This is a genomic window from Marinobacter sp. 1-3A, assembly GCF_016597775.1.
GTDB classification, from domain to species: domain Bacteria; phylum Pseudomonadota; class Gammaproteobacteria; order Pseudomonadales; family Oleiphilaceae; genus Marinobacter; species Marinobacter xiaoshiensis.
In genome coordinates this window covers 109,252-121,721 of the sequence record NZ_VCGZ01000005.1, presented here as the reverse complement: position 1 = coordinate 121,721, position 12,470 = coordinate 109,252, and the positions used below count along the sequence as shown (strand labels likewise).

Below are 12,470 nucleotides of genomic sequence, written 5' to 3'. Positions count from 1 at the left end.
GAGAATATTATGAGGAAATTATTGCTCGCATCTGCTGTTTCCATGGCGCTGGTGGGAAGTGTTCAGGCTAATGAAGCCAGCGGAACCTATGCGTTTGACGTAGAAGGTGCCCATCAGTTCATCACGTTCAAAATCTCCCATTTAGGCTACAGCTGGCTCTATGGGCGCTTCAACGATTTTGATGGCCAGTTTGTTTACGATGCAGAAAATCCTGAAAACAGCACCGTAAACGTAACCATTGATACAGCCAGTCTGGACTCCAACCATGCCGAACGCGACAAGCATTTGCGGGGCAAGGATTTCCTGAACGTGAGCAAGTTTCCGCAAGCGACCTTCAAAAGTAAGCGAGTGATCGTTGATGAAGACGGTGAGGCGGATGTTGTGGGTGATTTTACACTTCACGGTGTAACCCGCGAAGTAACCCTGGATGTGGAAATGCTGGGTCACGGCAAGGACCCCTGGGGTGGCTACCGCATGGGATTTGAGGCAGAAACCGAGCTGCGGCTTGAAGATTTTGGTATCCCTGCAAGCCTTGGCGAAGCCTCCGAGACTGTAGAAATTACTATCTCGATTGAAGGCGTTCGCCAGTAAATTGCGGGCTTGCCCCTGCCAGGGCAGGTTTCGGGGTTAAACCCGGAACCTGCCTGTTTGTTTCTCCAGTTCTCGTGCGTAACCGTCAAGTGACTGGCTGATGTTGTCAATGTCTTTTGATCGCGTCGCGCTTTCGGATGCCAAGTCGTTAATTTCTGTGATGCTGCGGTTAATCTCGTCAACCACCTGAGTTTGCTCTTCGGTTGCTGAGGCAACGCTGGTGTTCATGTCGGTGATTCTGGTCATTGCTTCGAGGATAGCATTTAACTGATGCTCGGCTTCCGATGCCAGTTTTACGGTTTCTGTTGCTTCCCGGCTTCCGGTTTCCATCACTGACACGATATCGGCAACGCCGGTTTGCAGTGCCTCAATCATAGCCTGAATGTCCTCTGTGGATTGTTGCGTGCGCTTTGCCAGGGTGCGAACTTCATCTGCAACCACTGCAAATCCACGCCCCTGATCGCCCGCTCGGGCAGCCTCAATGGCTGCGTTCAAAGCCAGCAAGTTTGTCTGTTCCGCAATGCCCCGGATTACGTCGAGTACCGAGGCAATATTGTCGGAGTCATCGGAGAGTTTGCGAATAACATCTACCGCTTTGGTGATTTGCGCTGACAGGCGACGAACCTGATCTGAAGACTTTCGGATAATGTCTGCGCTGGTATTGCCTTTGTTCTCTGCCTCTCTTGTGACATCGGCAGCCAAAGATGCATTGCCGGCCACCTCTTCTATAGCACTTTGCATTTCGTTTATGGCCGTCGCAACCATCGAAATGGCACCGGTTTGCTGGCTTACACCTTCATTGTTGTCGTTTGAGGCCTGACGCAGACTGTCTGCGCCCTGACTCAGTTCTATGGTCAGTTGTTGTATCGATGCCACCATGGACTGGAGGTTTTCCAGAACCTGATTGAAGCTCCTCGCCAAGGCGCCGAGATCGTCGTCCGTTTCGACAGGAATGCGGTGGGTCAGATCGCCTTCGCCTTGCGCGATGTTGTCCAGATGCTCCCTGAGCGTTGATATAGAGCGGATGATCATCCTCAGGACGACAATGAACAGCGCGATGCTGCCTGCAATTGCGATAACGGTAATTGTGAGAATTGCCACGGAGCTATTCTGGCCCTCATTCGATACAGCCAGTGCGCTTGCCTGAGCTTGATCATCTGCATGAGCGCCGACTTGGTCAAAATAGTTGCGGAGGGCTTCGAAGTGCCTGGTGGTTTCCGTTGCTGCAAGGCTTCTGGCTTTTTCCGGCTGGTCTTCTGCGGCCAGTTTGATGACGCTGCGTGCCGATTGCTCCCACTTCTTGAATGCAGTGTCAAAGCCCTGCTCAATGGCGGATACGCCCGTGCCTTCAAGTTGCTCCACGGTTTTCTCAAAACGCTCTCTGGCCTGGCCAGCATTTTCGTTAAACGCCGTAAGAAATCGGGAACCATCTTCGTTGTTGATTCTGGCGTCCACATACGACATTTGAGCCACCAGAGCCTGATAGAGGTCGCGATCTCCATTCAGGATGCGGCTAACGGATGTCAGGTAGGTATCGGCTATTCGTTCCGTACCCGAGACGAGGTTGCGAGTGGTACTAACGCTAAATAACCCTATAAAAATAAGGGCAATAGCGGTGGTGGCGAAAGGGAGGGCGATTTTTGAGCGTAGCCCGAAGCGATTGCCGGTGGTCAGAGTGAGCTCTTGTGTCTGCTGATGATTTATTCAAATCATAGCAGCGCTGAGCCGGGTGTCAGGGTTTAATTGAGATGCAGATTGGGATAGATCGAGCTTTCAGGGGGTCAGGCGTCGGAATGCAGGCTTTGGTGTGGGTTTGCTGGTGCTTCCTGGTCGGTGCTGCAAGAACGGCAAAGGTGGCGTTGACGCCAGAACTGAGCAGCAAAAATAACAAGTCCTATAAGCAGGCCAGCCCAAAGGTAGGGTGCAGGAACCTGAAAGCTGCCACTGATTGCAAACTCAACAAGGAGCATCAGTACAACGGCTAATGCCGCATTTACTATCGCCGTAGTCAGCGCTTGCCCGCAGGCTTTAAGATTAGGTTTCATAGTGTTCCGCTTGTTTGAAGGGAAAGCAGTCTTCTATTCATCATTGGTAAGGAGCATACGGTGCACCTTACAGACTCTCCATGCGGGAATTCCGCTATTGGAATAAGCGTGTCCAGGCGTGAGTGCGCTGTTCTGGCCAATAAACCTGCAGGTTGTTGGTGTATCGGCCCAGTGCTCCATATAATGTTCTATTGCACTCGCCCCGTGATTATTCCGGGGACACAGGGTAGCATCACAAACCTATTTTAAATCAGGCATTACAGGCAAAAAAAGAGGCATCCATGCCAGAGTTTCAGACCACGGATGAAGGCTTTGAGCGGGTATCACTCAGGGACTACACGGAAAAAGCCTATCTCGACTACTCCATGTACGTCATTCTTGACCGCGCGCTTCCCAATGTCGGGGATGGGCTGAAGCCGGTTCAGCGGCGCATTATTTACGCCATGTCAGAGCTGGGCCTCAAGTCCACGTCCAAATACAAGAAGTCGGCCCGCACCGTGGGTGATGTTCTTGGTAAGTTTCACCCCCATGGAGATATCGCCTGTTATGAAGCCATGGTGCTCATGGCCCAGCCCTTCTCTTATCGTTACCCCCTCGTGGATGGCCAGGGGAACTGGGGTGCGCCAGATGATCCCAAATCCTTTGCTGCCATGCGCTATACAGAATCCCGGTTGGCGCGCTTCTCTGATCTGTTGCTGACAGAGCTAGGCCACGGAACCGTAGACTGGGTGCCAAACTTTGACGGCACCATGGACGAGCCCTCAGTGTTGCCTGCAAGGCTGCCCCACGTGCTGCTTAACGGCACTACCGGCATCGCAGTGGGCATGGCGACAGACATACCGCCCCATAACGTAAGGGAAGTCACCGCGGCCTGTATCCGGCTACTGGATGAGCCCGACGCGACAGTTGACCAACTGTGCGAGCATGTTAAAGGGCCGGATTTCCCGACTAATGCGGAGATCATCACACCTCGCAAAGATCTGCTTCAGATGTACGAGACCGGCCGTGGCTCCTTGCGCATGCGTGCCCGTTGGGTGCGGGAGACTGGAGAGATTGTGGTAACGGATCTGCCACACCAGGTTTCGGGAAATCGTGTTCTCGAGCAGATTGCCCACCAGATGCAAACCAAAAAGTTGCCCATGGTGGCGGATCTCCGTGATGAATCGGACCATGAAAACCCGACCCGGCTGGTAATTGTGCCGCGATCGAACCGTGTGGATCTCGACGGGCTCATGGCGCACCTGTTTGCCAGCACAGATCTTGAAAAAACCTATCGCGTGAATATCAATGTGATCGGTAATGATGGCCGCCCGGGTGTGAAGGGTCTGCACCAGATGCTTACGGAGTGGCTGGCGTTTCGGCGTACCACTGTGACCCGTCGATTGCAGCACCGCCTCGATAAGGTTCTGGCGCGTTTGCACATTCTTGAAGGCCTGTTGATTGCCTACCTGAATATTGATGAAGTCATTCACATTATCCGCACGGAAGATAAGCCCAAATTAGTGTTTATGGAGCGGTTCGGGCTTTCTTCGGAGCAGGCCGAATCTATCCTTGAGCTGAAGTTGCGGCACCTGGCGAAACTTGAGGAAATGAAAATCCGCGGCGAGCAGGACGAGTTGGCCGCGGAGCGAGATGAGCTCCAGTCCATTCTGGGCTCCGAAACCCGCTTGAGTGATCTGATCAAAAGCGAGCTGCTGGCGGATGCTGAAGAATATGGCGACGATCGTCGTTCACCCATTGTTCAGCGTGAAGAGGCCAAGGCGTTCAGTGAGAATGATCTGGTTTCCAATGATCCGGTTACCGTTGTGCTGTCTGATAAAGGCTGGGTGCGGGCGGCCAAAGGCCATGATATAGATCCTGATGGGCTGAGCTACAAATCCGGAGACGGTTTTGCTCTGGCTGCCCGAGGGCGCAATAACCAGCAGACTATTTTCATCGACTCTACAGGCCGGGCTTATTCATTGATGGCCCATAGCCTGCCGTCGGCGCGAGGGCAGGGCGAACCGCTTACGGGGAGAATCAATCCACCGTCGGGGGCCAGTTTCTCAGGTCTCTTGATGGGTGACCCGGCTCGCAAGGCGTTGCTGGTGACCGACGGTGGTTACGGCTTTGTGACGTCATTGAACGATATGATCAGTAAAAACCGGAACGGCAAGGCAGTAGTCAGTGTGCCAAAGGGCGCGAAAATTATGCCGCCGGTGGTCATACCGGCGACCGACAAAAAGCTCTATCTGGGGGCAATCTCCAATGAGGGCAGAATGCTTGTGTTCCCTCTCAGTGAGCTACCGGAACTGAGTAAAGGTAAGGGCAACAAGATTATCAGCATCCCCTCCGCACGGGTGCAGAACCGCGAGGAATATGTCGTAGCTGTAGCTGTGTTCGCCGAGGATGATCAGCTGGAAATTCGGGCGGGCAAGCGCAAGATGGGGCTGCAGTTTGCCGATCTTGAGCACTATATTGGGGAGCGCGGCCGGCGCGGGCACAAGTTGCCCCGTGGCTTGCAGCGTGTTGATGCGATTGAGGTTATCCCTTCGGCCGCCCGGGCAAAGGAAGAAGAAAGCTCCAAGTTGGAGAGTTCTGAAAATGGAGATTTCCAACCGTGAGTGAACTCGTTCTGATAAACGTATCCGGGCGCGACAAGCCCGGCCTTACGTCGGAGATTACCGGCATCATGGGCCGCTACGACGTTCGGATTCTCGACATAGGGCAGGCGGTGATTCACGATCACCTGACCTGGGGCATTCTCATAGAGATTCCCGACGAGTCCAAATCCTCCCCTGTAATCCGTGATTTGTTATTCCGCTTTCACGCGCTGGACCTTCAGGTGAGGTTTGCTCCGATCACTATTGAGGAATATCAGAACTGGGCGGAGGGCCGTAATCGAGCCTGTTATATCGTTACTTTGCTTTCACGGGACATCAAGGCTGAGCAGATCGCCAGAGTGTCTGCCATTACTGCCCGGCATGGATTGAACATTGATAATATTTCCAGGCTGTCGGCCAGGCCGTCACTTAACACCTCCAGCGACGGGATCGCCTGCGTAGAGTTCTCGGTTCGAGGCACGCCGTCAGATCTTGAGCAGCTCAGAGCAGATTTTCTGCATATAGCAGGCGAGATGAATGTGGATATCGCATTCCAGGAAGATTCTATCTTCCGCCGCAATCGCCGCCTGGTGGTGTTTGATATGGACTCCACGCTTATTGAAGCTGAAGTGATCGACGAGTTGGCAGTGGAGGCGGGTGTTGGTGAGCAGGTTGCAGAGATCACCGAGCGTGCCATGCAGGGTGAGCTGGATTTTAGCCAGAGCTTTGCTGAACGTCTTGCGTTACTGAAGGGCCTGGATGAATCTGTGTTGGAGCGGGTTGCCAGCAGGTTGAAGATGACGGAAGGTGCGGAGCATCTGATCCGGAGCCTGAAAGCCTTGGGCTACCGTACTGCAATTCTCTCCGGTGGCTTTACCTATTTCGCCAGGCACCTGCAGAACAAGCTGGGCATTGATTATATCTACGCCAATGAGCTGGAGATCCGGGATGGCAAGGTAACCGGTGAGGTTTCCGGCCAGATTGTCGATGGCAAGCGCAAGGCAGAGCTTTTACTGGAAATTGCGGGTAAAGAACACATTTCCCGGGAGCAGGTGATTGCAGTGGGAGATGGCGCCAACGACCTGCCCATGTTGAGCCAGGCTGGCTTGGGCGTTGCCTTTCGGGCTAAACCCCTGGTTAAGGAGTCTGCCCGGCATGCTATTTCAACGCTTGGTCTGGACGCTATTCTCTATCTGATAGGCTTCCGTGAAAGTGAAACCAACCAGGGGTTGAAGAACGCCGGCCTGTGAGCCGGCATTCTTCAGGCTCAGTGATCCCCGAAGTCGTAATTCATCTCGGCGGCGGGAGCTTGCAGGTAGTAGCCCTGAATGTAGTTCACTCCTGCCTGCCATAGAGTAGCAAGAACGCTGGCATTCTCTACCAGAGGGATAATGGTGAGTTTGCCAGCGCTTTGCAGGCTCTGTACCAATTCCTTCATCTGCTCCTTGGCTTTGTCGCTCTTCTGCAGTTCTTCCGTAAAAGACCCATCTATTTTTACGTAATCCGCATTTATGTGTTTCAGCGTAAGGAACGGATCCAGTGCGCAACCGAACTGGGCAATGGAAACCTTGCAGTGGAGTTCGTGCAGAGCTTTAGTTAGCTCCTTGGCGTGCTTCGTGTGGTTGTTTGCGTCGCCTTCGCGGATCTGGAAAACAAGCGAATCGCCCGGCAAACGGGCTGCCTTCAGTGCCACACTCAGCCAGGGTGTAAAGGTCTTGTCTTGCAGGGTTTCCGCCGTCACGTTTAGGAACATGCGGGTATCCTTGCCTTTTGCTCGGTGGGTGGCCAGCTGCTTTACAGACTGCAAGATAACCCATCGGTCAATTTTGATGGCAGTGTCGCTTGGCCCCATGGGAGGCAAGAAATCGTAGGGCGAGACTTCTTTCTCATCTTTGTCGAGCATTCGAACGAAAGCTTCGTAATGTTCTTCGCCTTCACCGCGAAGGTTGATAATTGGCTGGAACATGAGACGGAACCTGTCTTCATCCAATGCCTTCAGGATCGCATCAATCGAGTTGCTGTCATCCAGCGCTTCATGATCCACCGGGTTGTAAACCCCGATGCCGTTGCCCTGAGAGTGACCTTCCTGCTTACGTACATCGGAAGAGGCAATGTGTGCCCGGGCCAGAAGCTCTTCGGTTTTGGGTGAGTTTTCAGTGATGGATGCAATGCCAATGCTGACAGTCAGGGGAACCGTGCGGCCGTTAATATCGAAGAGGTGCTCATCTATAGCTTTGCGAATCTGCTCACACCGAGCGATCATCGATTTTTCATCGCAGGGCAGGCACAGTAGTCCGAACGCGTCATCGCTCAGGCGTGCCAGCATGAGGTCATCCCCTGCCTGTTGCCTCAGGAGGCCTGCCAGATCTCCAAGCAGTAGATCTGCACCGGAAATGCCCACATCGCTTTTCATGGACATGAAATTGTCGAGAGCAATATAGGCCAGTGCGCCGGTTTCATTGTCTTTGCCGGCTTTGGCAATCGCCTGTTCGAGCTCTTTCATGAGGTATTGGCGATTATACAGCCCTGTAAGAAGGTCCTGGCTGCTGATCTCCCGCAGCTTCTCTTCAAGCTCGGCGTCGCTATGTTCAGGCTGCAAAACGATCTGAGTGCAGGCTTCGCCGTCGTAGGTTGCAGCAGACACTGACATGGTGACATTCAGTTCGTGGTCGTCACTGCGCCTGGTTGTGCAGTTTAGCGCCAAGCCATCCTCGCCATTCTCTGCAAAAGACTTCATGAAGGATCGGTAGTCTGCCTGGCTCTCGGGTGTCAGGGTATCCAGAACAGGGACGCACATCAGGTCATCAATGTCGTCGTAGCCGAGAAATTCCAGATAAGACTGGTTGGCATAAATATGCATGCCATCGTTGATGTAGGCGATGGCGTCTTTAGAGCTTTCCAGAAGAAGTTGGCAACGTTGCTCTGCTTCGCGCAGATGTGACTCCAACGCTCGGCGGCGGCGGCGGTCTTCAAGTGCTTTCAGTTCGCGTTTGACCGTGAGCACCAGAAGGTCGCTGTGCTCGAACTTTACCGTTCCCTGGGCGCCGGCCTTCATTACAGTAACTGTTCTTTCCCGGCTTTCCTCTTCTGTCAGAAACAGGCAAGGGATGTCTTTGTCCATGCGCTTTATCATGGCCAGAGCGGCGTCTGCCGTGAACTCCTGCTCCAGATCACGGGCCAATAGCAGATCCCAGTTGCCACTTTTGAGGGCTTCTTCCAGATCCTCTTCAGATGTAACGCGGTGTGCTCTTGTGGCTTTACCTGCGTTTCTCAGCAGACTGATCAGGGACTCTGCATCGTTCTGTGAAGGGTCGAGAATCAGGAGGTGTACGGTCGGGTTCTGTTTCTGCATTCCTTAGGCGTCTCGTCATACAAGTTGGCGGGGCCGGCCACGGCAGAGGAGTGCTCTACCCTAGATACAGTATCTGATTGGAAACTGTGAGCTGGTGCTGCGAGACCGGACTGTCACTATCGCTGAATGATGCAGGGGTTGCGGCTTAATAACAAGTCTCCGGCGGAATGCCGGGTATCCCACCGGAGAAGATCATAGCGAAGGCCACAAAGAATCAAAATCATCTTCACTGGCGCCTGCCGGCGACGAGGTGCTGGTAGGCGTGGGTGTTATGCTATTTTTCTGCAGTTTAAGTTCAAACTGGCTGATGCTGCCAGTTGAAGATACTTTTTTAATTAACTGCCCCTGATCTTCCCGGCCATCGTGCAGCATGGATACCCGGCTGCCGGGCTGAAAAGGCAATCTGGGAGTAATCAGGGTAGCGGCCTGGTTGACCACGCTGATCTCAGGTAAGAGAAGTCCGCGAAGATACTCGCTGCTGTTTCCAACCTTCTGGATCAAGCGAACACCACAGGGTGAGCCACTGGGTGCCAACAGTTCAATGCCGATCTGGGTTCCGTGGTTCTTGACCTGCCGAATCCAGCGAACCACCGCTATGCTCCAGGGGTGTGAGCGCTGTTCCCGAACACCAAGTATCTCTCCGGCTTGCATGGAGGGCGGAACGCTTGCCTCCCATGAAACGCAATAGCCACCAGGACTGGTATTTACCAATAATGTAGAGTGGGACTTTGGTCGGTTTTTATCGGTGGTGGGCGTAGGAGTATTTCCAAAACTGCCCCGAAAGTTGATTGGCGTGTCGGCTGCGTGCAGGTGCTCATCGCTAGGCGCCACATCATGAGCGCTACCCCAGGCATCTTCACGCTTGCGGGATTTGCGGATGAAAACGTTCTCTTCATCCTCAGGGCCGTTGTCATTGCCGGTTACGAACTCTGTAAACGACTTTTCGCCTGCAATGAAATAGTGAGCCGCGGTCAGCCCTACACATACCTCGAGTGTTCCCTGGCTGGCAATCCGATTGAAGTTTCTCTTTGCCAAAATACCCAGAGCCTGGCTCAGGTGCGTGAGGAGTGTTTCGTTCACGTTGCCCGGAATCTTCAGCGTGTCCGGGGCAGGCTGCTGGCGGAGCCTCGCATCCAGGCTCGCGGAAATCATGGTCGCCAGTTCTCTGGTGTCGAAACCGAAGCTTTCGTCGCCAGGTTTGTGCTCAAGCAGGCTTCTGTAAACCGGGGAGTTATCCCGCTCCAGGTTCACAACAAAAAGGCTGTCTTCGCCAATGTTGGTTCCACACTGAGAGTGCGCTGTCCAGCCCTCAAACAGGACGTAGGCTTGAAGTAGCTCGGTTTGCCTGAGCTGGTTTGGCCTGGCGCAACCGAGAAGAAGCAAGCGCTTGTAGCTGTCTGCGACTGTGCTGGCTGGTCTTAGTTTCAGGGTGCTGTCTTCTACTGCCATTTCGGTGAGCTTGTTGCGATGAGCAAACCGGAACATGCGATGGCACTCAAGCCAGCTTTGAGCCGGGCTGGGGCAGTAGAGCTGGTGTGAGCGCAAAATGGTCGAGGCAAGTTCAGACGTCGCCCGATGAATGGCTGTTGCAATCAACTTACGGTTTTTATCAAGCCCGCCCTCGTCCAGAGCTTCGAGAAGGCAGAGTTTGTAGCCGCCGGCGAGGTGCAGTTGAAGTGCCTGACACAGATTGGCAATTTTGCGCTGCTTCTCAGGCAGGGCGATTGCGAGCCCCAAATAATGGCGTGATAGCTCATTGCACACGAAATGAATCTTGTCACGAACCAGCTCAAGAAACTGAAGGCGTTGCTGGGGCGCAAGAAACAGGTGGTTCAGCTCGATGATCGCGTGATAGAGCTGGCGTGACACTTCGCCAATATTGGCCATAGGGAGCTGGTTAATCCAGGCTTTGAAGGCCTTGGGCGTAGTATCGCAGAACGACAGACTTGCCGTTTTCTGCTCGGGAACACGGAGATCGGGTTTGAGGATCGTGCCTTCCATGAATATGCGCCAATATCAGGACAAGGTTTGGTAATACGGCTCCGCTCAACCTTTGCAGCGATAACTGCTGTAATGCGTCGATTGATCAGAAAAACGCCGTAAATACATATTTCTACAATTCAGACAGTACTGGACTTTAAAATAGCAAACTAGTGCAAGAAAGCTAGAAAATCACATGTTGACAATATTTGACATCTTAATTTTGACAGGTTCAGTCTTGTGGCCTCAACGACCATCGACAAACAGATCAATGGGTGTTTTTGCAGGCTTTCCCGGGACTTCACGAACCAGTCTTGGTACCAGAAAGCCGGGTAGCCTGGAGAGTAGGTCCTTAACCAGTAATCTGGCTTCTTCATCCGTAACATCAAAATGCTGTGCGCCAGCGACCGGATCAAACGCATGAAGGTAGTAGGGCATAATGCCCGCGTCAAATAGTGTTTCGCTCAGGTTCTCCAACACTTCCGCATCATCGTTGACTCCCCTGAGAATAACGCTCTGGTTTAGCAGAGTTACGCCGGCTGCGCGAAGATAACCCATGGCGCGCCGGGTTGGCTGATCGATTTCTGCCGGGTGGTTAATGTGCAAGACCATCACAACTTGCACCGGCGTATTGCTGATCCACTTAAGCAGTGCATCACACACACGCTGCGGTATGACGACAGGAAGACGGGTGTGAATGCGGATGCGGCGAATGTGAGGGATGCTGCTGATCGCGGAAGCCCACTGGGACAGCAGTTGATCGTTAACCGCGAGAGGATCTCCGCCGCTGAAAATTATTTCATTGATTTCCGGGCTTGCCGCAAGCGTATCCAGGACCTGTTGCCGATCAGCAGGGCTCAGGCGCTGTTCGCCATAAGGGAAGTGCCGACGGAAACAGTAGCGACAGTTGATAGCACACTGCCCCGTTACCATCAGTAGGGCACGGCTGCGGTACTTGCGGATGAGGCCTGTTGTCTGGATGGCCCCGTCTTCCTGCAGTGGGTCGGTAACGAAACCCTGCGCTGCACTTGTCTCAGCGTGGAGTGGCAGAACTTGCCGCAGTAGCGGATCTGCCGGGTTGCCTTTTTCCATTCGATCCAGAAACGGCTCAGGCACCCTTAGCTGAAATAGTTGGTGCCCAGCCTCAGCACCTGCCAGCCATTTATCAGCGGGCAGGCGCAGGCGCGACAGTAATTCCTGCGGTGAAGTGATCGAGTCGGAAAGCAGCTGTTGCCAGCTCCGATTATCATCTCCTGAAAGCCGGGCTTCTATAGAGGTAGGGGTTCGCTGTATCATAGAGGCCTTTGAAAATTAAACAGCATTTTGGCAGGTGGACATTTCATGGCTTCATATTCTACCAACGAATTTCGCGGCGGTCTTAAAGTATTGCTGGATGGCGACCCCTGCATTATCGTCGAGAACGAAATTGTAAAGCCCGGTAAGGGACAGGCGTTTAACCGGGTCAAGCTACGCAACCTGATGACCAACCGCGTGTGGGATCGCACCTTCAAGTCTGGCGAAAGCCTCGAAGCGGCCGACGTTATGGATCAGGATATGGAATATCTCTACACCGATGGAGAATTCTGGCACTTCATGCTCACCGATGGCTCCTTCGAGCAATACGCTGCAGATGCAAAAGCTGTGGGCGACACTATCAAGTGGCTCAAAGAGCAAGACGTCTACACGGTTACTCTCTATAACGGCGCGCCGCTGACTGTCACTCCGCCAAACTTTGTTGAGCTGGAAGTGGTTGAGACTGACCCGGGCATGAAAGGTGATACAGCGCAGGGCGGCTCCAAGCCTGCAACCTTGTCTACTGGCGCAGTTGTGAGCGTTCCCCTGTTCATCACCATCGGCGAAGTGCTGAAAGTGGACACCCGTTCCGGTGAGTACATGAACCGGGTGAAAAGCTGATTCCTA

At 53.4% G+C, this 12,470-nt stretch carries 9 protein-coding genes; 4 read left to right on the top strand and 5 right to left on the bottom strand.

Annotation, left to right across the window (positions count from 1 at the left end; genetic code table 11):
• The first annotated feature begins 9 nt into the window (after window positions 1–9).
• Entirely contained in the window at window positions 10–591 is a 582-nt protein-coding gene (locus tag FE848_RS09615) for a YceI family protein (RefSeq protein ID WP_200202585.1), read from the top strand.
• Window positions 592–627: 36 nt separating this feature from the next.
• Here the strand turns inward: FE848_RS09615 and FE848_RS09610 are convergent, their stop codons facing one another.
• Both FE848_RS09610 and FE848_RS09605 read right to left on the bottom strand, forming a co-directional pair.
• Window positions 628–2,229, bottom strand: coding sequence for a methyl-accepting chemotaxis protein (locus tag FE848_RS09610; RefSeq protein ID WP_320159514.1), 1,602 nt, complete (start codon window positions 2,227–2,229; stop codon window positions 628–630).
• A 143-nt stretch (window positions 2,230–2,372) separates the two neighbouring features.
• A complete protein-coding gene (locus FE848_RS09605) occupies window positions 2,373–2,636 on the bottom strand; it encodes a hypothetical protein (RefSeq protein WP_200202584.1) in 264 nt (87 codons plus the stop codon).
• 281 nt (window positions 2,637–2,917) lie between these two features.
• On the opposite strand from FE848_RS09605, the gene parC reads away from it, so the two are divergent.
• On the top strand, window positions 2,918–5,239 hold the full coding sequence (gene parC, locus FE848_RS09600; RefSeq protein ID WP_200202583.1) for a DNA topoisomerase IV subunit A: 2,322 nt from the start codon (window positions 2,918–2,920) through the stop codon (window positions 5,237–5,239).
• Window positions 5,236–6,468 (top strand): phosphoserine phosphatase SerB, encoded by a 1,233-nt coding sequence (gene serB, locus FE848_RS09595; RefSeq protein ID WP_200202582.1) that lies wholly within the window; start codon window positions 5,236–5,238, stop codon window positions 6,466–6,468. The genes parC and serB overlap by 4 nt, the downstream gene beginning before the upstream one ends.
• A gap of 17 nt (window positions 6,469–6,485) precedes the next feature.
• Here the strand turns inward: serB and FE848_RS09590 are convergent, their stop codons facing one another.
• The 3 genes from FE848_RS09590 to epmB all read right to left on the bottom strand — a co-directional run bounded on the left by FE848_RS09590 (window position 6,486) and on the right by epmB (window position 11,846).
• A complete protein-coding gene (locus tag FE848_RS09590) occupies window positions 6,486–8,570 on the bottom strand; it encodes an EAL domain-containing protein (RefSeq protein ID WP_200202581.1) in 2,085 nt (694 codons plus the stop codon).
• Window positions 8,571–8,762: 192 nt separating this feature from the next.
• Window positions 8,763–10,571, bottom strand: a complete 1,809-nt coding sequence (locus tag FE848_RS09585) for a GTPase (RefSeq protein ID WP_200202580.1) — start codon at window positions 10,569–10,571, stop codon at window positions 8,763–8,765.
• Between the two features lie 225 nt (window positions 10,572–10,796).
• Complete coding sequence (epmB, locus tag FE848_RS09580; RefSeq protein ID WP_200202579.1) at window positions 10,797–11,846, bottom strand: EF-P beta-lysylation protein EpmB; 1,050 nt, start codon at window positions 11,844–11,846, stop codon at window positions 10,797–10,799.
• A 45-nt stretch (window positions 11,847–11,891) separates the two neighbouring features.
• Between epmB and efp the strand changes: the two genes are divergently transcribed.
• Window positions 11,892–12,464 carry an elongation factor P gene (gene efp, locus FE848_RS09575; protein ID WP_200202578.1) on the top strand — a complete coding sequence of 191 codons (573 nt, stop codon included), beginning with the start codon at window positions 11,892–11,894 and terminating at the stop codon, window positions 12,462–12,464.
• Window positions 12,465–12,470: the final 6 nt, after the last annotated feature.